At 46.1% G+C, this 23,289-nt stretch carries 13 protein-coding genes; 12 read left to right on the top strand and 1 reads right to left on the bottom strand.

Features of this window, described 5'->3' with window-relative positions:
- Positions 1-7 precede the first annotated feature (7 nt).
- From FM107_RS07800 to FM107_RS07760, 9 genes are all read left to right on the top strand, one after another.
- On the top strand, positions 8-1,981 hold the full coding sequence (locus tag FM107_RS07800; RefSeq protein ID WP_086947924.1) for a RagB/SusD family nutrient uptake outer membrane protein: 1,974 nt from the start codon (positions 8-10) through the stop codon (positions 1,979-1,981).
- Positions 1,982-2,237: 256 nt separating this feature from the next.
- Positions 2,238-3,329 carry a glycoside hydrolase family protein gene (locus FM107_RS07795; RefSeq protein WP_086947990.1) on the top strand — a complete coding sequence of 364 codons (1,092 nt, stop codon included), beginning with the start codon at positions 2,238-2,240 and terminating at the stop codon, positions 3,327-3,329.
- Positions 3,330-3,350: 21 nt separating this feature from the next.
- On the top strand, positions 3,351-4,751 hold the full coding sequence (locus tag FM107_RS07790; protein ID WP_086947923.1) for a glycoside hydrolase family 28 protein: 1,401 nt from the start codon (positions 3,351-3,353) through the stop codon (positions 4,749-4,751).
- Positions 4,751-8,338 (top strand): DUF4450 domain-containing protein, encoded by a 3,588-nt coding sequence (locus FM107_RS07785; RefSeq protein ID WP_086947922.1) that lies wholly within the window; start codon positions 4,751-4,753, stop codon positions 8,336-8,338. The genes FM107_RS07790 and FM107_RS07785 overlap by 1 nt, the downstream gene beginning before the upstream one ends.
- Before the next feature lie 47 nt (positions 8,339-8,385).
- Entirely contained in the window at positions 8,386-10,539 is a 2,154-nt protein-coding gene (locus FM107_RS07780; protein ID WP_256959412.1) for a hypothetical protein, read from the top strand.
- Position 10,540: 1 nt separating this feature from the next.
- Positions 10,541-11,677, top strand: a complete 1,137-nt coding sequence (locus tag FM107_RS07775; protein WP_256959410.1) for a glycoside hydrolase family 88 protein — start codon at positions 10,541-10,543, stop codon at positions 11,675-11,677.
- A gap of 193 nt (positions 11,678-11,870) precedes the next feature.
- Positions 11,871-15,125 carry a TonB-dependent receptor gene (locus FM107_RS07770; protein WP_086947921.1) on the top strand — a complete coding sequence of 1,085 codons (3,255 nt, stop codon included), beginning with the start codon at positions 11,871-11,873 and terminating at the stop codon, positions 15,123-15,125.
- An 11-nt stretch (positions 15,126-15,136) separates the two neighbouring features.
- Positions 15,137-16,945, top strand: a complete 1,809-nt coding sequence (locus FM107_RS07765; protein WP_086947920.1) for a RagB/SusD family nutrient uptake outer membrane protein — start codon at positions 15,137-15,139, stop codon at positions 16,943-16,945.
- 128 nt (positions 16,946-17,073) lie between these two features.
- Positions 17,074-18,255 (top strand): glycoside hydrolase family 105 protein, encoded by a 1,182-nt coding sequence (locus FM107_RS07760; protein WP_086947919.1) that lies wholly within the window; start codon positions 17,074-17,076, stop codon positions 18,253-18,255.
- Between the two features lie 79 nt (positions 18,256-18,334).
- Here the strand turns inward: FM107_RS07760 and FM107_RS07755 are convergent, their stop codons facing one another.
- Positions 18,335-19,075 carry an NUDIX hydrolase gene (locus FM107_RS07755; RefSeq protein WP_256959408.1) on the bottom strand — a complete coding sequence of 247 codons (741 nt, stop codon included), beginning with the start codon at positions 19,073-19,075 and terminating at the stop codon, positions 18,335-18,337.
- Positions 19,076-19,341: 266 nt separating this feature from the next.
- Between FM107_RS07755 and FM107_RS07750 the strand changes: the two genes are divergently transcribed.
- The 3 genes from FM107_RS07750 to araA are packed head-to-tail and all read left to right on the top strand — an operon-like array spanning position 19,342 to position 23,282.
- The gene (locus tag FM107_RS07750; protein ID WP_086947917.1) at positions 19,342-21,015 is read left to right on the top strand and encodes a ribulokinase; all 1,674 of its coding nucleotides are present in this window, start codon (positions 19,342-19,344) and stop codon (positions 21,013-21,015) included.
- A gap of 35 nt (positions 21,016-21,050) precedes the next feature.
- The gene (locus tag FM107_RS07745) at positions 21,051-21,746 is read left to right on the top strand and encodes an L-ribulose-5-phosphate 4-epimerase (RefSeq protein ID WP_086947916.1); all 696 of its coding nucleotides are present in this window, start codon (positions 21,051-21,053) and stop codon (positions 21,744-21,746) included.
- Positions 21,747-21,779: 33 nt separating this feature from the next.
- Entirely contained in the window at positions 21,780-23,282 is a 1,503-nt protein-coding gene (gene araA / locus FM107_RS07740; RefSeq protein WP_086947915.1) for an L-arabinose isomerase, read from the top strand.
- Positions 23,283-23,289 lie beyond the last annotated feature (7 nt).

The following is a 23,289-nucleotide window of genomic DNA, read 5'->3' as shown; positions in this document are numbered from 1 at the left end:
ATCAATTATGAAAATTTTAAGAAATAAATATACGTATTGCTTGCTTGCAGCGCTCCCATTTATGGCCATGCAAAGCTGTAACAAGGACTTTTTAGATGAGGATTTAATCACCGCGCGCAACACGAGCGACTTTGAAACCGTTACCGGACTTGAGGGTTTGGTTACAGGATTATACCAAACCTTAAAATTCCACTTTAATTATGAATGGGCCTACGCCACAACAAACTACGGTACCGATGAATTTTGGATTGGTGGAGACCGCACCAAAGAGATGTGGGGAACCTATAATGCAACCTTAAATAGCTTTACTGGAGAAACGGAGAACGTTTGGGATAATATGTACGGCGCTATAAATTCAGCCAATACAGTCATCGCTCAGGTGCCTGTAGTATATACCGCAGAGGGGCAGAAAAATACACGACTAGGAGAAGGATATTTTATGCGGGCATTCAATTACTTCAAGCTCGTTAAGCAGTACGGCGCTGTACCGCTCAAATTAGACCCTTCTTATACAGTTCAGCTGGACTTTATTCGCAACTCTGAGAAAGAAGTATACGATCAAATCATTAGCGACTTTACAAACGCCTACGAGCTACTTCCAGATGTTGGCGAGCAAGAGGGGCGCCTCACCAAATGGGCAGCAGCGCATTTTCTGGCCAAAGTACACCTGTTTCGTGCTAGTGAACTCTATGCGAGCTGGAATGGAGCAAGTCAACAAGAAGACCTGCAGAAGGCAGTTAGCTACGGGAAAATTGTTATTGAACAAAGCCCGCATAGCTTAGCGCAAGACTTCCGGGATTTATGGAACTATACAGCGCCCGACGGTGCGAACGAGCAGTTGTCAGAGGTGATACTTGCTGCCCAGTTTTCTAATAATACGGCGACAGCCGGTCGCTATGGCAATCAACTGCATTTACATTTTCCGTCGGTTTATCAAACGCTACCCGGTATGCAGCGCGATGTGTCTGGTGGACGGGAATTTCAGCGTCTTCGCACTTCGGATTATGCGGTCGATGTGTACGACCGCGTGAATGATTCACGCTTTTGGAAAAGCTTTAAGACGGAATATCTTTGCAATAAACCCGATGCCGCACCTGTTTGGGACGCGGCATCGGCGCCAAGCGTAGCAGATATCGGTAAACCCAAGTTTCTGGGTGGTCAGGTGTCTGTAAAATATATCGTTAACGATGCTGGAGACAACCGCTATACGGCCGAAAATATTAAAAAGCGTGCGCCCCACATGTTCGTACGCTACTTCAACGGTAACAATAAAGATTATAAAGGTGCGCATGGGAATTACGACGCAAGTCGTTATTTGACGATGTCTAAGTTCGCTGACGGATCACGGAATTCCGTTGCTAGTCAGTTCGGCAATAGAGATGGTATTTTGGCGCGCATCGGTGAAACTTATCTCATTGTGGCTGAAGCACTAGGGCGCCAAAGGAATTATGATCAGGCCTTAATGTACATCAATGCTATTCGCGAACGTGCCGCTTACAAGGCTGGCGAGGACCGTGCAGAGTATGTCGACGGAGGAATTGCTTATAAAACGAACGCCGTTGTCGCGCAAGGATCGCTCGTTTCCTTTTCGGATCGTAATACGTACTTTGAATCCAACAATATTGATCTAACCACTTCCGCTACAGTTAGCGAGATGCATATCGGCTCGCCCGCAGAGATTTGGAATGCAAGCGACCAATTTTATAAGGAGCTCGAGGTAAACTCCAACGAAGAGAAATTCATTGCTTTTATCCTTAATGAACGCTCGCGGGAGCTAATGGGTGAATTGATGCGCTGGGAAGATCTCGCGCGGACAAAGACTCTTGTGAAAAGGGCCCTGCAGTTTAATAACGAAGCGAGACCGACGGTAAATAAGCACTATTACCGTCCGATTCCGCAAAGCTTCCTAGACGTCGTACAGAAAGATGGCATACCGTTGAATAATGATGAGAAACAAGCGATGCAGAATCCGGGGTTTTGATAGCATCGCATTTTTAATAATATATTTTACAATAGTTGTTTTTCAGATCGGACATCTGGTAGGGTGGCCGATTTTATGTGCAATTGTAATAAATCTGTTGGACTTGGACAACGACCGTTCGTTGTGCGTTTTAAGAGCCTATTTAATCCATTCGGCAGGACAGGGCAGGACACGGTAGCTATGTGATTTTAATATATTGCGGATTAAATTGATGATGCTAACAAGAACTTCAGGGATAGTTATGCGCAAAAAAAATATGAACTCATTAGGCAGGAGGCAATTTATCGGCTCGGGTACATTTTTACTGTCGAGCATGTTGGTTGCTCCTAAACTTTGGGGGAATCCTGTGGCAGACCCGAGCGGTCCCACGCCCGCTTTTCGATTGAAGCCACTAGGGCGTACACTTGAATTAGAAGATTATTATATATGGTGCTCCTCACCCATTTGGGGTGAGGATGGAAAGGTTCACTTGTTTTATTCGCGATGGAAAAAGGATAGGGGAATGAGCGGGTGGATTCGCGGATCCGAAATTGCACATGCTGTGGCTGATTCGCCTTATGAGCCGTTCGTACATCAGGCAGTAGTGCTCGCGCCGCGCGATGGTTTTTGGGATAGCACCACCTGCCACAATCCGTTGATTAAAAAAGTGAACGGCAGCTATTACCTGTTTTATATGGGGAATTCCAACGGTAAAACCGACACCAAACGAATTGGTATTGCCCAGGCGAGTGATTTGGAAGGCCCTTGGACGCGGCCAGATGAGCCGTGTTTACTTCCCGGTGAATCGGGAGCTTGGGATGATCACTGCTCCACGAACCCAGCTTTTGTTCAAGGGGATGACGGTAAGTACTGGCTTTATTATAAATCATGGAACACCAAAGAATATGAACAGTCCACCGGATCAGTACGAGGAAACAGGAAATATGGGTTAGCAAAAGCGGATCATCCGCAGGGACCTTACCGAAAAGTGAGTGCGAATCCGGTTATTGATTTTTCGGCTCGCCCAGAAAACGCGCAGCTTGAAGATGCTTTCGTGTGGTGCCAGAACGGCACCTATTATATGATTGCTCGAGATATGGGTTTTTATAATCATGCTTTTGGATTACTCCTCACTTCATCCGACGGGATTGGGTGGTCGGAACCCACCGTGTCTTACCTTGATCTGCCAAGCTACCTACATGAAGGTCCGGCACCAAAACATTTGAAAAGATTTGGGCGGCTCGAACGCCCCATGTTACTGCTGAATCCCAAAACGGGCGAACCCCAATTTTTATTTGGCGCGAGTCAAGGCGGCACAGCACAAACCTCAACGACGGTGGCTTTTGAAATACTGTCTTATACTTTGTAAAATTTTATTAATACTATAATTATGAAAAAGTTTATCGCTTATTTAATGACCTTCCTGTTTGTTGGTGGCGTTTTTAGTCAGGAAAATCAATGGACGAATACCAAGGAAATATTAAATGAAGTAGCAGCACTTAAGAAGCAAATTACAAAACCTAGTTTTCGAAACAAAGATTATCTTATCACGGATTTTGGTGCTAAAGCTGACGGCATTACTAAAAATACCGAAATCATCAACAACCTGATCGCTACTTGTAGTGATGAAGGTGGTGGTCGGGTGCTCGTGCCAAAAGGAGTGTTTTTGACCGGTGCTATTTATCTAAAAAGTAATGTAAACCTGCATGTGAGTGAGGGAGCGACGTTACTGTTTTCGCGAGATAGCTCGGACTACCCCATGGTGTTTACGCGTTGGGAAGGGATGGAATGCATGAACTATTCACCCTTTATATACGCCTATCAAGAAGAAAATATTGCCATAACCGGTAAGGGCCTGCTCGACGGGAACGCAAACGCCGATCATTGGTGGTATTGGTGCGGAGCTCGCGCGTACGGCTGGAATGAATCCCGTCCAGGAGAGCAAAAACCTGCGCGTGCACGCTTGCACCAACAGATGGCTGATGAGGTGGATGCGAAAACACGTATTTATGGTGATGGACATTTCCTACGTCCTAATTTCGTACAGCCTTATCGCTGTAAGAATGTGTGGATCGCGGACGTGAAGATGGTGAATTCACCGATGTGGAATCTCAACCCCGTACTGTGTGAGAATGTGCTGATTGATGGTGTTCGTATTGTGAGCCATGGGCCGAACAATGACGGATGTGATCCAGAAGCAAGTAAAAATGTATGGATCAAGGACTGTTATTTCGATACGGGCGATGATTGTATAGCTATAAAATCAGGACGTGATGAAGACGGTCGTAATATTGGCCGCCCCGCAGAGAACCATATCATTGAAAACTGTTTCATGAAAGAAGGTCATGGAGGCGTGGTTATTGGTAGCGAGATTGCTGGTGGCGCACGAAATATCTATTCGCTAAACAATCAAATGGATAGTCCTAATCTAGACCGTGCGTTACGTCTTAAAACTAGCTCTAGTAGAGGCGGAACGATTGAAAATGTGTTTTTCTACAACACCAAAGTTGGTACCTACAAGGATGCTGCCGTGCGCTTTAATATGTTCTATGAAAAACCAGGAGAGCATATACCTACGATCCGTAATATTTGGGTAGAGAATTTAGAAGTGACAGACGGAGGAAAGTACGGCGTACTTTCGGCGGCCTATGAATCCTCTCCAGTTAGGGGGCTAACGATGATTAACTGCGTGATCAATGGGGTCGAAGAACCTTTCAAAGTTGATTATATGAAGGGAGTAAAGTTGCAGAAAGTGACGATAAACGGAAAAGCAGTTACTACATTTAATTAATGATGCTTAAAATGATTGTTACGGGTTGCCTATTGGGAGCGATCATGTGTGTAGGAACGGTGGTGGAGGGGCAATCAAAGCACTGGCAAAACAACGACCGGGAGCTGCACTATACCGAAGACCAAGGTGACTTTTTGCTAGTGAACGGTGCGTACCGATTTAACCGTGCTTTGTATGGCGATAATCGGGCCTCCCGCGTGGAAGCGGGCGACTTGCCGGAGTTTGCTTTGTATATGCCCGGTATGGGCGGCAATTTACAGTTTGCGCTCCAGCGAAAAGGAAGTATTAAAAAGCTCATCCACGCCCAGGGGATCCAGACTCGCTACCGTGCCGGCTCGATGATCTATCGTATTGAAGACCCGTACCTAGGAAAGGGGCATCTTGATATTGTGGTATTAGCGCAAGCTACTGCTGAAGGGATGGTCGTACGTATCGAGGCTACCGATATACCCGCTGAAACAAGTCTTATCGCTTTATTTGGGGGCGCCAGTGGCACGCGTTTTAGTCGTAACGGTGATATTGGTGCGGATCCTGAATCGGGCTTTTACTTACTAGGGGAATACTGTCGAAATAATACGTATACTGTCCAGGAGAATTTATTCGATCTCGTGTATTTGGGCCGTAAAAACGCCAAGCAATTTCTGCAAGGAAGTTTCACGGGAACCCAAGAGTTACGACTGGCCGATGCAACGCGATGGGAAACCCAGGGGAAATTAAAAGACGATCCGGCAAGTGCGACACCGCTCGTGTATGCCCGTTATGAAAATTTCAAAAATCCGATATACATACAAATCGCTATACCTCAAGAGGACCAGTCGCGGGTAGATGAAGCGCGCATTTTTGCAGATGCACAAACAAAAAGAGAGCAGCTTGCCAGCCGCGTTATCTTGCATACACCTGATCGATTTATTAATAATTTGGGGGCAACGATGGCTGTTGCCGCAGATGGAATTTGGGAGAACCCCACGTATTTACACGGCGCGGTCGCGTGGCGTATGCGCTTGAATGCCTGGAGAGGTGCTTATGTCGCGGATGCCTTAGGGTGGCATGATCGGGCAAAAGTACATTTTAGCAGCTATACAAATTCCCAGGTATTGCACCCCAAAACTGGCCCTGTAGTCATGGATACCGCGTTACATCTGGCTCGGCACATGGAAGAAATGGGAACGTCTATGTTCAGTAGTGGTTATATTTCGCGTCACCCAAATAACAATACGGTAGCGCATCATTATGATATGAATCTGGTGTTTTTTGATCAGATTTTTACCCATTTTGATCATACAGGTGATCGTGCATACTTGAAGGAGATATGGCCGAGTATTGTACGCCATTTGGCATGGGAGCGCCGTAATTTTGATCGTGATGGCGACGGATTGTATGATGCGTATTGCGCGATCTGGGCTAGCGATGGTTTGCAATATTCCGGCGGAGGAGTAAGCCATACTTCAGCGTATAATTTTCGGGCCAATACCGCAGCCGCTAAGCTTGCGCACATTTTAGGCCAAGACGCAACGGTATACGAGCAAGAAGCGCAGAAGATTGCAAACGCGCTCAAAAACATCTTATGGATGTCTGATAAAGGTCATTTCGCAGAGTTTCAAGACTTGCTGGGTAATAAGCTGTTGCACGATAAGCCGGGGATTTGGACGATATACCACGCTGCTGACGCGAATCTGCTCGACGCATTCGAAAACTACCAAAATCTACAATACGTACAAAACGAATTGCCGAAGATTCCTATATCGGTCCGAGGGCAGCAGCACCACGGGTTGTATACTTTGGCGACGACCAACTGGCAGCCTTACACGTGGTCGATCAATAATGTGTCGCTGGCCGAAAACTTGCAGGCTTCACTCGCGTACTGGCAAGCCGGAAGGCCAGAAGACGCTTACCATTTGTGGAAAAGCAATATCATCGAGAGTATGTACCACGGCATAAGTCCGGGTAACTTTCAACAGCTTTCTCATTATGATGCCTTCCGGGGAGAACTTTACCGTGATTTTGCCGACCCCATTGGTGTAGCTTCGCGCACACTGGTGGAGGGACTCTTTGGGGTACGCCCTAAGCTCATGGATGGAACAATTCATATTCGCCCGGGTTTCCCCGACGATTGGCAATACGCACAAATTAGTCTGCCCGAGTGGAGTTATGATTATAAAAAGGAGCAAAATGCCTTGACCTATACCTTGCGCACCAATTATGATCGCCCGGTAAAATTAGCAATGGAAATACCCGTAAATTTCAGTAGCATCACTTCGGTTACCGTAAACGGGAAGGAAGTGACATGGCACCGTAAAGCTAAATCCATCGGCCGGCCGTACGTTGTATTGGAAGCCGCGCAATCTAAAGAATTTAATGTGCAGGTCGTTGGCCGCGGGAAACTTTCGATTTCACCCGACTCCGTTTTGGAGCACGCCTACAGCGCTCCGATGGTTCTTGATCTTCCTCAAGGGCAACACACGCTGGCTATTTATGATCCACAACAGTTAATTAAAGAGCATCACGGAACATCGATTAGATTTAAAAATAAGGCACGCAAGGGGACTTTTTTTGTGCAAGTAGAGCAGGACGATATGAGCTGGTGGAAACCCTACAACGTAGCGCTTGTAGCTCCTGTTACGCATCGATTCGAGAAACAAGAAAATCAGCTCGACCTAATCATAACGAATATTGGCGAGTCTTCCTTAAGCGGTCAAATCACCGCGGCGGGTTTTCATAAGGACATTAAGCTTCGTGCAAACGCGGACGAGAAGCTCGTTATTCCAATAAGTGAGTTAAGCAATGGAACGAATCGGTTTACCTTTACTTTTGGACAGACAGCCTGGGAGGTCGATTACGTGGATTGGGAACTCACACAGGGCGAGAGCTTTTCAACCCAGGATTTATCGTCTTTCTACAATGCGCGTTTGAATCAGATATTTACCCAACAATATTTATCTCCCCGGCCTCAGGGGCCTACTTTGCAGCTCCCTTGGCAAGGGATTGGAAACTGGTGCTACCCGCTTACCACTGCTTCGATTGATGACAGTGGGATCATGGGAGCTAGAAAGGACAATCAGCTAACTTACCTTGGCGTACCCTTTGAAATCAAAGGAGATAACGCAAACGTTATTTTCACTAGTCAGTGGGATAATTATCCCAGCAGTACCCGCATTCCCCTGTCGGGAAGCGCTCGTAAGGCATATTTGCTCGTTGCGGGTTCGACAAACCCGATGCAGTCGCAGCTGGTTAACGCACAAGTGGAAGTTCGTTATAAAGACGGTACGACCGAATTGTTAGATTTGAAAAACCCGGAAAATTGGTGGCCCATCGAGCAGGATTTTCTCGACGACAACTATGCTTTTGAGGTGGACAATCAGCGGATACCCTACCGAATAGCGTTAAAAACGGGAGAGCTTTTTAAAGGCGGGCAATACAAAAACTACGGCGAAATTAAGGGCTATTCAACCCGGTCGATCGATGGCGGTGCGGCGAGCTTGCTAGATCTTCCGCTTAATCAAACGAAACAGTTAGAATCTCTAACATTAAAAGCAAGGGCTAACGATGTGATCGTTGGACTCATCGCCGCCACTTTATTACGGCCTTAAAAAAAGAATATTAATATGACAATACTTGTATTATTAAAACGATGAATATGAAGGGATATATAAATGTATGTTTGGTGGGATTACTCTTGTTCGGTTCCTGCCAGCAGAATGGAACGGGAAGCGCAATAGATCGCAAGACCGTCGTTGAGCGGCATAATGTGACCAATAATTCGATGGATACGCTCGCTTCCTTAACGGTTGGAAATGGTACTTTCGCTTATACCGTTGATGCCACAGGGATGCAGACTTTCGCCGACAAGTATGTCAATGGAGTGTCGCTGGGAACACAGTCCGAATGGGGTTGGAACAGCTTCGATAATGATCGGGATTATACATTTGACGAGACGTTAAAGTCCTACGACTTCAATAACGAAGGACGAGACGCGAAATATAGCATTCAGCATAAGGTTTCAGGCACTCGTGAGCAGCAAGCGACGGAGTATTTTCGCGTAAACCCGCACCGCCTACAGCTGGGTAATGTTGGCCTGGAGTTGCATCTTGCAAGTGGGGAGCTTGCTGGTGTTCAAGATATTCAAAATATCGAGCAGACTTTAGACCTGTGGACAGGGCTTATCCATTCTAAGTTTTCGCTGGAAGGACAGCCTGTCGAGGTATATACCGCGGCAGGGCAGGCTGCCGACCAAGCGGCGGTACAAGTAAGCTCCCCGCTGATTGCTAAAGGGCGTCTTAAGGTGTTTATCCGCTACCCATTTCCATCGGGGAAGTTTTTAGATGACGCTGCTTTTTATGGGAATACTGATGAGCATAGCACCAAGTTGATTGTTAATAGCCAGGAATCGGGCGTTATCTCGCATAAACTATCGGGCACAACGTACTTTACAGGTTTGCACTTTTCCAATGGACAGCTCAGCGAGCAGGATAAACATTATTTTGTTTATACCCCAGATCCAGAATTAGAAACCTTCGATTTTTCGTTTGCGTTTAATACGGGAAATAACTTTGAACTAGCGCCGATTGATTACGAAAGCACGCGTAAGCAAAGCACGACAGCATGGACCGAATTTTGGCAAAGTGGCGCCGCAGTCGATTTCGATGGCAGCACGGATCCGCGGGCACATGAATTGGAACGTCGCGTCGTTCTTTCACAGTATTTGACCAGGGTGCAGTGTGGTGGTAGCAATCCCCCGCAGGAAACGGGATTAACATTCAACAGCTGGTACGGCAAACCGCATACCGAGATGCACTGGTGGCACGGTGTTCACTTCGCGCTATGGGGGCGTGCGGAAATCATGGAGAAATCCTTGGATTATTACTTCCGTACGTTCGATAAAGCAAAAGCGCTTGCCGAACGCCAAGGCTATAAAGGTGTTCGCTGGATAAAAATGTCCGATAATGAGGGTAATGAAAGCCCTTCATCGGTCGCAGCGTTCCTAATCTGGCAGCAACCCCACGTTATCTACATGTCGGAGCTAGCTTACCGCGATCACAAAGACAAATCCGTGTTGGCGAAATACAAAGACATCGTATTTGCTACGGCCGAGTTTATGGCAGACTATGCTTATTACGACAAGGAGAAAGATCGTTACAACCTGGGACTGGGTGTTATCCCTGCACAGGAGGTATTTCCCGCGGCAAAAACAAGAAATCCGACTTATGAACTCGCTTATTGGGATTGGGCATTACGTACCGCCCAAAGCTGGAAAGAACGGTTAGGCGAACCGCGCGTAGCGACGTGGGACAGCGTGATCAACAAGCTGGCCGAGCTACCCGTGCAGGATGATGTTTATTTGGCAACAGAGACCGCAACGGACTCCTATACATTTCCCAAATGGATGACGGATCACCCATCGGTGTTGGGCGCTCTAGGCATGGTTCCCGAATCGCCTAAGCTTGATAAGGTCATCATGAAAAATACCTTAGAAACGGTTTGGGAAAAATGGTCCTGGGGAAACACATGGGGTTGGGATTTTCCGATGACAGCAATGAATGCGGCACGCCTAAATATGCCAGAAAGAGCGCTCGATGCACTTTTTATGGATATACAGACCAATACCTATCTAAAAAATGGACATAATTATCAGGACGGTAGGCTCCGACTCTATTTGCCGGGCAATGGGGGGCTTTTGACTGCCGTGGCGATGATGCTCGAAGGATGGGATACCTCGAGCGGCGATCTGCCAGGTTTTCCAAAGGACGGGACCTGGAAAATAAAGAAAGAAGGATTTAGCAAAATGCCTTAAAATGATGATGAAAAGATTAATTCTATTTACCTGCTTGTTTACTTTAACAGCAGGGGTTCACTCACAGGATTTTACGAGCAAGCAAGACGTTGTTCAACAGCTGCGGGCGGCCAACGCTTATTTTATGAATAAGTGGCCAGACCCAGGGAAGACAATCGTTACGAATAAAGAGCGGCGCGGAAATATTTGGACCCGAGGGGTCTACTACGAGGGGCTTATGGCATTTTATAAAATTGATACCGATCAGGAATATTACGACTACGCAGTCGACTGGGCGCAAAAGCACGACTGGAAGCCTGTACGGGGGGAGGTATACACGCGGCATGCCGATAACCAAAATTGCGGGATGACCTATATCGATCTATACCGTGCCGACCCACAGCCCGTTCGCATTCAGGCGATCAAGGAAAATATTGATTCAGTTATTCGAAGTGGCCGTGTGGATGATTGGACCTGGATTGATGCTATCCAAATGGCGATGCCGATCTATGTGAAGCTCGGGGTCACGTTTAACGATACTACATATTTCGATTACATGTATAAATTATATCACCATATAAAGTACAGTGAGGGAGGGACGGGGTTATATAATGCAGCGGATCAACTCTGGTGGCGCGATAAGGATTTTTTGCCTCCCTACAAGGAACCAAATGGTCAAGACTGTTATTGGTCTCGCGGCAATGGATGGGTGCTTACGGCTTTAGCGCTTGTCTTGCAAGAGCTCCCCAAAAGTGATCCGCACTATGCCGAATATCTGGCTGATTTCACCAGCTTAGCTGGTGCCGTGAAGCCCCTTCAGCGTGGCGATGGGTTCTGGAATGTGAGCCTGCACGACCCAGCACATTATCAAGGTAAGGAAGCCTCAGGTACGGCATTATTTGTTTATGGGATGACGTGGGGCGTTAATAACGGAATTTTGGACAAAGAGACATTCCTTCCAACGATCGAAAAAGGTTGGCTAGCACTTTCTACGGAGACCATTCAGCCGAGTGGTTTCCTAGGTTACATGCAATCAACAGGTAAAGAACCCAAAGACGGACAGCCGGTAACGGCCGATAAAATGCCTGATTTTGAAGATTATGGTTTGGGTTGCGTGCTACTTGCCGGATCGGAGATCTATAAGTTGGTTTCTCAGTAAATACTGTACCAGCACGACGCTAAAACGCTACCGTTTTTATAGATGTTGTTTTTCGTGTTGTAGAGGCATATTATCCAGATGATATATGCCTCTTTTTTCGTGCTTAGGACAGTATGGAGCAGGACGGTCGCACGTGCTATTTTAATTATTTTAGCGCTTGCTAATTAATTTATGTAAACATACTACTAGTTACATGCTAAAATCAATATATAACAAGGCGAAGCCTAAGTGCTCCCTACGTAAAAATCTATTGACCTTATTTTTACTTACCACGATGATTTCACTGTCTTGGGCGCAAGAATTTAACCTTAAGGGGAAAGTTATCGACGCAAGCAATCAAGCAATTATCGGTGCCAGCGTACAGGTGGGAGGAGAAAAAAGTGCCACGCTGACGGATCAAGACGGTGCTTTCACGTTAACCGCCTCGCTGGGTGATGTCCTGACGATATCCTATGTCGGTTATTCCCCCGAGCAGATCAAAGTAGCAACCCAACAGCCGTTGACGGTGATTTTATCGGGTTCTAATAACGACCTTGACGAAGTCGTTGTTATTGGTTACGGAACGGCCCGCAAGCGCGACTTAACCGGCGCGGTGGGTACGGTAAAAGCAGACGATATTCGAAACGTTCCGGTAACGACCGCAGCGCAAGCCATCACCGGTAAGGTTGCGGGTGTAAGTGTGGTTACCCAGAGTGGGGCCCCCGGCGCGGGCGTGAATATTTTGGTCCGCGGCGGGACATCCATCACGGGGTCTACCAGTCCATTATATGTCGTCGACGGTTTTGTGATGGAAGATGCCCTGATGAAAATCGATATCAACGATGTCGAAAGTATTGATATCTTAAAAGATGCATCGGCCTCGGCCATCTATGGTGCGCGTGGTGCTAACGGGGTGGTGCTCGTGACGACCAAGTCCGGGAAATCAGGACGAACCACTGTGGACTACAACGGTTATGTGAGTATAGAAGGGTTAAGTAAAAAGCTTGACCTACTATCGGTAGCGGACTATGTGAAGTATCAATATGAATTTCAAAGCTTGCAGGGTAATCAGCAAGATTTTGCCACGATGTACGGTGGGGATCCCTCATCAGCAGACTTCGCTTCAGGAGCGTACGCGCGGATAGCGGCGGACTATGGGTCTCGTTCGGGACTTGATTGGCAAGAAGAAGTTTTTGGTGGGCAGGCTATATTGCAGAACCACAATATTAATGTTTCAGGCGGTAATGAAAAAACTAAGATGATGCTATCGTTCAACAATACCAATCAGGACGGTATTTTGGCAAAATCCGGATTTCGCAGAAATAGTATACGCGCCAAAATAAACCATGAGTTGGTTAAAGGATTGAATTTAGATTTCAGCTCGATGTTTCAGGATGCCAATACGCAGGGAGACGGCTCGTTAGGGGGGATGCTGAAGATGTCTATTCTTCAGCCGGCAACCGGTGGCGTCCGCTTTACTGATGAACAGTTACTGTATACAGATATTGCCGATGAGCTGCAAGCAATCAATTCCCAATATGATGTGTACAATCCGATTATTATGAACGATGCGATTACAAAAGGGAAGGCGGCTCGGTTAGCTAATGTAAACTTGGGACTAACGGCAAAATTTTTAGATGATTTCACCTTTCGTACTTCGGGAACCTATCAGTGGGAGCAAACACGTAGCGACTCGTGGGATGATGGGCGCACCATGAACGCCAGAAATAATGGAGGACCATATGGATCTATTAACAATAGTGAGGGGTTTCAATGGCAATGGACAAATACGCTCTCTTGGTTAAAAGATTTCGGTAATCATCATCTTAACCTGATGGCTGGTCACGAAATACGTTACGAAGAGAGCCAGGCTCTTGGACATGATTACTATGAATTTCCTTCCAGCAACTTCGGACTCAAAGATGTAAGCTTAGCAGGTAGGACTGAGCGTGGTAAAGCCGAAGCGGCACGCTATGGTATTGTCTCGGGCTTCTTCCGTGCAATGTATAACTACGATGATCGCTATCTGGTCACAGCAACCGTTCGGGCCGATGGTGTCTCGACATTTAAGACTGGAAACAAGTGGGGAGCATTCCCATCGGCATCTGCCGCGTGGAATATCCATAATGAATCATTCATGGCTGATAACGGGATCTTCGATCAACTAAAATTGCGTGTGGGCTATGGCACAACGGGTAACGATAAAATTGGAAGTACCCGATACACAACACTCTATGGGTCGACAGTACTTGGAATTGGTAATGCAAATGTTATCGGCGTGAAGCCGGGTGATGTGCTGGGAAACCCACTACTTGTATGGGAGAAAACACAGACAACCAATCTAGCACTTGATATGTCCGTGTTGAAAAATCGCATCAACCTGACCGCAGACTTTTACAACAATGAATCAAAGAATTTATTGTTACAAGTAGAAATTCCAACTTCTACGGGCTACAAGCAGCAATACCAAAATATAGCATCGCTTCGGAATCGCGGTGTGGAACTTTCCCTGAATACGCTGAATATCGCTAAAAAAGATTTTCAATGGAAATCTGCCTTTAACATCACATTCAACCGCTCGAAAATAAATGGTCTATACAATGGTTCGGCAAATGATTATTTGTTAACATCCTATGAATCGCGGATAAATTTCTATACGCAGGTGGGCGGGCCGGTGAGCACATTTTATGGCTATAAGTACGATGGCGTGTATACCACCGACGACTTCCAGCAGCAGGCCGACGGAACCTATTTGTTAAAAGACGGTGTCGCCTCACAAAAAGGTAAGAATCGCAATACCGTGAAGCCCGGGGATGTAAAATACCAATCGGTTATCGGAGAAACCGACGAAGCGGGAAACCCGGTATGGTCGGCTGAAGATCGTACGTCCATTGGTAGCCCGGAGCCGAAGTTTTTCGGTGGGTTTAACAATGAATTCATCTTCAAGAACTTTGATTTGGGGGTTTTCTTGAATTTCTCGTATGGTAATAAAGCCTTTAATATGAACAGTCAGCGTTTCATGGGACCGTACCTACCTAACCAGAACTCCTTAGCCGCTATGGCTGAATATTACACTTTGATCGATCCTGCCACGGGTATGGAAACCAAAGATCTTGCCAAATTAGCAGAAATTAATCCTGATCAACGAAGCAAAAAACAGCTATGGAGTTTAAATCCAACAAATAATATTGCGATTTCTGATCCGCTGGATTATTACCTAGAGGACGCCTCTTTTTTACGTATTAACAATGTTACGCTTGGATACACGCTACCGACAGATGTTTCAAAGAAATTGTTTATGCAGAAATTACGTGTTTATGTGACACTCAACAACCTACATACATTCACCAATTATTCGGGTTACGACCCCGAAGTGTCGGCGAGTGAATCGCTATTAACTAGGGGAGTAGATAACTCTGCGTATCCGCGTACCAAGAGCTTTGTTGCCGGGGTTAATTTGACGTTTTAATAAAAATCACTATGAAGAAATTAATATATATAATATTTGCAGGTCTGCTTTTGATGGGGAGCTCGTGCAAGGATTTTCTAGATCTACCCTCAGAAAAAGATTTTGACAGCTCGACAATTTTTGAAGAGGTGGGTAAAGTAGAGATGGCCGTTCTCGGTGCATACACCAGTACGTTTAATGCAGAGCTTTTTTATCAGTTTGGGATGGGATCAGACGAGGTGTTTTCAACTGAGGGCGAGACAAATTCGAAAAACCAGGTTGCTAACTATGTCTATAGCCCGGCCGTAAGTCCATCTTCGACCTATGCAGCGATGTACGCCGGCGTGGAACAGGCAAATATTTTGATTAAAAATATACCGTTGATGACGGGCTTATCTGAGGCCGATCAAGCGAAAGTCGATATGTTGCTTGGCGAGGCCTATGCCATACGTGCAATGAATATGTTGCAGGTGGTTCGTCACTTTGGTGACGTTCCCTACCCAAGGGTGCCGGTCGTTGAGATGGAAACTTTCGCCTCATCACGCGTGAGTCGCGATACCATTTTAGACGGATGTGTGGCTGACTTGCAAACAGCCATCGACCTTATTCCCTGGAAAAGTGAATCGGGACTCGCCGTAGAACGCATCACCAAGAACGCCGCCTATGGGCTGCTTGCTCGTGTGGCGTTATACGCTGCTGGCTACTCGCTTCGTTGGGACTTGGACAGCTATGCATCATCGAGCGTAACCTTGGCGCGGCGCAGCGATACACAACGCATTACTGAACTCTACGAAATTACGCGGGACGCGTGTGCTGCGGTGGTGCAGCGCGGCGAGAATAGTCTGATAGATTATGAAACTATTTTCCGTGATTTGGTGAACGGACGCTATAACAGCGAATCGATGTTTGAATATGGTCAGTTGGGCGAGGATCGTAATGAATTACGTATGGGTTATACCAATGGCATGTTTGCGCACCAAAACTCGTTCTATAACAAAGCGCAGCCTGCGATGGCAGCTTTTCCAACCTATTATTTTGAGTTTAAAGAAGGTGACCTTCGTCGAGATGTGACGATTGCAAACTATGCTATCTCTAGCGACAGTAAGCATGAGATGAATACCTATGCGAGCAATACCATCGGTAAATTTCGCGTAAACTGGAAAGCCGATCAGGGTGTTTCTGCTGCCAAGCGCAATATCAACTGGATTCATTTGCGCTATGCGGACGTACTGTTGATGTATGCCGAAGCGGAAAATGAGTTGAACAATGGCCCTTCGGGTGTAGCTAAGGAGATGCTTGAACAGGTGCGCCTCCGCGCCTTTGGCGATGATCGCTCGAAGATTGGAAGCATACCGGGAAACTACGAGGGATTTAAAGAAGCAATTATGCAGGAACGCAAGCTAGAGCTTGGTTTCGAGGGCTGGCGCAGGACAGATCTTATACGCTGGGGTATATTATTTGAAAAGTTGAATGAGGTAAAGCATGATCTTTTGGCTCTTAGTGCCCATCAGGGTAAATATCAGGACGTAGACAGGTATCGAGCTTATAAAAGTACCCCGGCTACTGTGTTTAATGACCCGGTTATTGCGATTGATTTTATTGGTCTAAAAGAGCAGCCGAGCCAAACCGAGAAAGCGGCGCTTGAGAATCAAGGTTATACCGTGTTGGATATGTACGGTTCCTCTTCTTTATTCTTCGCTAACGCATTGCAGAGCGATGCTGTATGGGTACAGAATATTTTCCGCGGGTTAGAAAAGAACAAAGTCGAACTTTTTCCATTATCGACTTCCACAATAGACAATAATCCAGGGCTGCAGGGACAGCAGCACCCTTTATATTAAGGGATACGCAGCTGGGCTGCGGAGGGAATAAATTTGCTACCGGTGGGGCATGCCATTAAAAAGGTGATCGGTGGGCTGGCAGCTTCTGAACGAAGTGAACGCCGAAACAGAAATGTTAAAAATAGAGTATGATGATAAACTTATTTAAGTTGAACAAGACACTTTGTCTATTGGTGCTGGTAGGTGCCTTTGGTTTTTCTAGTGCACAAACTAAAAAGCTCTCGGCGCAGTTTGCCGAATCGGAGATGAAACGCTTTCCGGAAGCCTGGCAGTTCGATCATGGGAAACGCCTTTACTTTGGTTACACCCAGGGGCTGGGGGGCATGGCTATGCTGAAAATGTGGAAGCAAACCAACGAACAAAAGTATTTCGATTACGTGGAAAAATGGGCTGATACGATTATCAACGACCAAGGGGAAATTCATATGTATAAGGTTGAATCCTATAACATTGATTATATCAACTCGGGGAAAGTGTTATTTCCGCTTTTCGAAAAAACTGGAAAGCAGAAGTACAAGCTAGCTATTGAGCGGTTAATGAAGCAGCTCGAGCACCACCCACGGACACATGAGGGCGTATATTGGCATAAATTGATCTATCCGCATCAAATCTGGTTGGACGGTTTGTACATGGGCGATCCCTTTGTTGCAGCTTATGGAAAATTCGTCGGCGATGATACCTATTATGACGATGTGATAAATCAATTTATCGTTACGGCTAAGCATACCTATGACAAGAAAACCGGCCTTTATTACCATGGCTGGGACGAGAGTAAAAACCAACGTTGGGCCAATAAGCAAACTGGTCAGTCTCCAAATTTTTGGGGACGTAGTAACGGTTGGTGGTTTATGGCATTAGTGGATGTGTTGGACTTCATACCAGAGAGTTATCCAAAGCGCGATAGTCTGCTACAAATTATTAATGACCTTGCCGAAACCTTGCCGCGATACCAGGATAGCGACGGCTTATGGTCGCAAGTACTTGATCAACCGGGCCGCGAGCGGAATTACCAAGAAGCATCGGTAAGTAGTATGTTCATGTATTCCTATGCGAAAGCGGTAAACAAAGGTTATATCGACAAGAAATATCGCGCGGTGGCCGAGAAGACTTTGGCGGGTATCCAGAAAAAGCTGTTGAAAACCGAATCCGACGGGACGCTCACTTTAATACAATGTAATGCGGTATCGGGACTCGGAGGAAATCCGTACCGGGACGGTAGTTATGATTATTATGTTGGCGAACGTGTTCGCGAGAACGACGGCAAAGCGACAGGACCATTTATAATGGGGCTTCTGGAGCTCGGTAAATAATTCACGCGCAAACAAAAAAAGCTACACATCGACATTTTGCTGTTCCTGTGTAGCTTTTTCGTTTAGCGGGCTTTTGTTCTTAGTCCTCCACCGACCAACTCGGTAAGTAGCGCAGAAATGACATGATTTTCTCTTTATAAATAGCTGTATTTAAACGGAAATAAAAAGCGCCTTTTTTTGAGCTTTCTTTATCTTTTTCCTTCAATTTGATGATAAGTCCGGAAGAGAGTAGCTTGCGGCTAAAGTTTCTTTTGTCTAACTCTATATCGTAAACACATTCGTAGAGCGCAGATATCTGCGGGATCGTGAATTTTTCGGGTAGCAACTCAAATAAAAGCGGATATAGCGCGGCTTTAGTGCGTAGCTTTCGTTTTGCTTTATTAATCATTTGATCATGATCGAATATAAGCTCGGGATGATCATCTAACGGAAACCAGCGCGCTTCGTATTCATTGGATAGGATATGCTCGTATTGATGGGTGTCTACGAGTGCAAAAAAGGCGATACTGACCACGCGCTCGTCGTGCTCGCGATTAGGCGTGCCAAAAATGCCGCAATCTTCCATATAAACATTCTCGAGCGCGGTTAGTTTCTTTAGAACGCGCGAAGCAGCGTCGTCGGGATTTTCATTGGGCTGTACAAACCCACCCATCAAGCTCCATTTACCGCGGTGGGGCTCGAAGTCGCGTTTAATTAGTAGTATTTCAAGTGATTCCCCATTAAATCCAAATATGATACAATCCACCGCTAATAGTAAGGCAGCTTGACTTTTATAATAATCCATATTCTCTTGGTTATTTTTAATTTTATTCTCAGGCATTTATATCTGGTTATCCGGTGTTAGTTCACGCTAGACCGAAATTTACAAAAAATCTTTGTAGATCAATCAATCTGTTTGTGGAATCAAAATAATTTACCACAAATGGATTGTTCTTGCAAAAAAACAATAAAAATTTCATTTTGTAAGAATATAAATGTTAATTTGACACTAATAATGATAACGCACGCATTCCATACCTTATCGTTTGAGTATCTGGAAGAGGCATATGTGTTTTTTGTAAACCTTAAAAAAATGGAAGTTTAGTAATGGATAAATCGTACGTGATTGGAGTTGACTATGGAAGCGACTCCGTGAGGTCTGTATTAGTTGACGCAGCGAATGGGCAGGAAGTTTCCTCATCCGTATTTTACTACCCGCGGTGGAAGCGTGGTGAATTTTGTGACGTCGCTGCTAACCAATTTCGTCAGCATCCCTTGGATTATATTGAAGGGTTAGAAGCGACTATTAAGGACTGCCTAGCGCTGTCCGGTATTATTGGAATAGCTCAGCAGGTGAAAGCAATTTCCGTAGATACAACGGGCTCTACACCCGTAGCGATCAATGAACAGGGCGTGCCACTGGCGCTTTTGGACGAATTTTCCGAGAACCCCAACGCGATGTTCGTGTTGTGGAAAGACCATACGGCTGTTGCCGAGGCACTGCAGATTAATGATCACGCAAAAAAATACGAAACTGATTACTTGAAGTATGTTGGCGGAATATATTCTTCGGAATGGTTTTGGGCGAAGCTTTTACATGTCCTTCGGGCTGATTCACAGGTTCGGCAGGCGGCTTACAGCTGGGTTGAGCATTGCGATTATATCCCATTCTTACTCACCGGAGGTAACGATGCCGCGCAGATCAAGCGCGGAGTGTGTTCCGCTGGGCATAAATCTCTTTGGGCGGAGGAGTTTGGCGGTTTGCCCCCCAACGACTTTTTTAAACAACTTGATCCACTTCTCGATGGGTTAACCTCTAGACTATTTTCGCAAACATATACAGCAGACAAAGCAGTGGGCACGCTGTCGGCGGAGTGGGCAGAACGGTTAACGCTCCCAACGAGTGTGATTGTTGGGATTGGCGCATTCGATTGCCATATGGGCGCCGTAGGTGGGCAAATAGAACCGTATTACCTGAGTAAAGTGATGGGAACATCGACCTGCGATATGCTCGTGGCACCTAAAAATGAAGTTGAAGATAAGCTTGTTCATGGTATCTGTGGACAGGTCGATGGCTCGATTATCCCCGGAATGATCGGAATGGAGGCTGGCCAATCTGCATTTGGCGATGCATATGCATGGTTTAAGCAACTATTAATGTGGCCGCTCACTAATTTACTTGGTGAACTAAATGATCTCACCCTCGAGCAGCGGCAAAAGATAAATCAGGCAATGGAAGATAAAATAATCCCGACGCTAAGCAAACAGGCCGAAGCCTTGCCACTATCAAGTTCGGGCGAGCGGGCTATAGATTGGTTTAATGGTCGGCGAACGCCGGATGCGGATCAGACTTTGAAAGGCGCTTTATTTGGCCTCGATTTGGGTTCTGACGCTCCACATGTGTTCCGCTCTATTGTTGAATCAACTTGTTTCGGAGCCAAAAGCATCGTCGATCGCTTTATCGATGAGGGAATTGCGGTAAAGGGCTTAATTGGATTGGGGGGGGTGGCTAAGAAATCACCCTATATCATGCAGATGATGGCCGATGTGATGAATATGCCAATCCGTATTCATAAGTCAGAGCAAACATGCGCGATTGGAGCGGCGATGTTTGCCGCCACTGCAGCCGGATTATATAATAAGGTGGAAGATGCTATGCAGGCAATGGGGCAGGGGTTCGAGTGTACTTATGAACCGAACCCCAAGCGGGTAGGCTTTTACCGCGAGCGCTACGAACACTATAAGCAAGCGGGCACATTTATAGAGAGTGCTAACGTATAATTTATAGTTTTGAGAGATGATTTATAATTTTTAGTATGTACAAATCAATAAAAGAAGAAGCTTTTCACTGCAATATGCAGTTGCCAAAATTAGGATTGGTACTTTTTACCTTCGGCAACGTAAGTGTTGCGGATCGCGATAAAGGCGTGTTCGCAATTAAACCAAGCGGCGTTCCCTATGAGGATCTTAGCCCCGAACAAATGGTAATCGTGGATTTTGAGGGTAATACGGTGGAGGGAAATTTACGCCCTTCATCGGATACAAAAACCCATGCTGTATTATATAAACGGTGGGAAGATATCGGCGGAATTACCCATACACATTCCACCTATGGTACGGCTTGGGCGCAAAGCCAACGGCCGATTCCGATTTTTGGAACTACACATGCGGACCATTTAACGACAGATATTCCTTGCGCACCGCCGATGAGTGACGAGATGATATTGGGAAATTACGAATATGAGACCGGTTTTCAGATCATAAATCATTTTGAGCAGGAGAAGTTAGATTATCGCGAAGTAGAAATGGTGCTAGTGGGAAATCATGCACCGTTTGCGTGGGGCAAAACAGGAGAGAAATCGGTATATAATAGCGCCGTTCTAGAGACTGTTGCACAAATGGCAATGTTGACGGAACAAATAAACCCACAGGCACCCCGCTTAAAGGAGGCTTTGATCAAAAAGCATTACGATCGAAAGCATGGAGGTCAAGCCTATTACGGACAGGAATAATTCATCACATATAACGAAATACAAAAATAAAACATGAATATAGATTTAAAAGCTTTTGAAGTTTGGTTTGTTACAGGAAGTCAAGATTTATATGGTGAGCAAACGCTCTTAGAGGTAGCAGAACATGCGAGGGAGATTGCGCGTTACGTGTCTGCCCATGATAATATACCCGTTCAAGTCGTGTATAAGCCGATTGTAAAAAATAGTGAAGAGATTTATAATACAATCGCACAGGCGAACGCACAAACCAACTGTGTGGGGATCATTACTTGGATGCATACATTTTCTCCTGCGAAAATGTGGATTCGTGGCCTTCAAGCGTTGCAGAAACCGCTACTTCATTTACATACACAATATAATCGTGATATCCCCTGGGATACAATGGATATGGATTTTATGAATTTGAACCAAAGTGCACATGGCGACCGGGAGTTTGGGCATATTGTCTCGCGCTTAAATATTCCGCGTAAAGTAGTTACCGGGCACTGGCAAGATGAAGAGGTGATCGAACGCATTAACGTGTGGACCCGTGCGGCAGCGGCTTGGCAAGATTGGCAAGGCGCAAAGTTTGTCCGATTTGGTGATAACATGCGTAATGTTGCGGTGACCGATGGGGATAAGGTAGCAGCGGAAACGCAATTTGGTTTTTCGGTTAATACGTATGCTGTTGGTGATCTGGTTGCCGTTATCGCGCAGGTGAGCGCGCGAGAGATCGACGAATTGCTCGACGAGTACGAGCGCAGCTATGAAATGGCTGAAAATGTAAAAACAGGTGGTGAAAACCGTGATAGCTTGAAAGAAGCAGCACGCATAGAAATAGGAATTCGCAAATTTCTCGTGGAGGGTAACTTCAAAGGGTTTACAGATACCTTCGAAGACTTGCATGGCATTGCCCAGCTTCCAGGCATCGCTGTTCAGCGTTTGATGGCCGATGGATATGGCTTTGCAGGTGAGGGAGATTGGAAGACGCCGGCACTTGTTCGTGCTTGCAAAGTGATGGGGGCAGGCCTGAAAGGAACGACTGCATTCATGGAAGATTATACCTACAACTTCACGCCCGGTAGCGCTATGGTTCTTGGCTCGCATATGTTAGAGGTGGATGCAGCTTTGGCTGCAGGTAAGCCGCGTGTTGAGGTCCATCCGCTAGGTATCGGCGGTAAAGCTGATCCAGCACGCCTAGTGTTTAACGGTATTAGCGGCGCAGCGCTAAATGCCTCGCTCGTTGATATGGGTACACGTTTCCGTCTTATCGTTAATAAAGTGGAGGGGGTGCCGGTGACCAACGATTTACCAAAACTACCCGTGGCACGCGTACTCTGGAAGCCACTTCCAGATATGAAAATCGGATGCAGTGCATGGATTTTAGCGGGCGGGGCGCATCATACGGCGTATAGCTTATCGTTAACTCCGGAATATTTGGAGGATTTTGCGCGTATTGCGGGCATCGAGTATGTTGCTATCGATGAAGACACAACGCTCACGAAATTAGAAAATGAACTCAGATGGAATGAGCTGTACTACATGCTCAGAAAATAAATGATAG

Source organism: Sphingobacterium sp. JB170, from assembly GCF_900163865.1.
Classification (GTDB): Bacteria; Bacteroidota; Bacteroidia; order Sphingobacteriales; family Sphingobacteriaceae; genus Sphingobacterium.
Note: the sequence above shows the minus strand (reverse complement) of the source record. Positions and strands in the feature narration are given on the sequence as shown.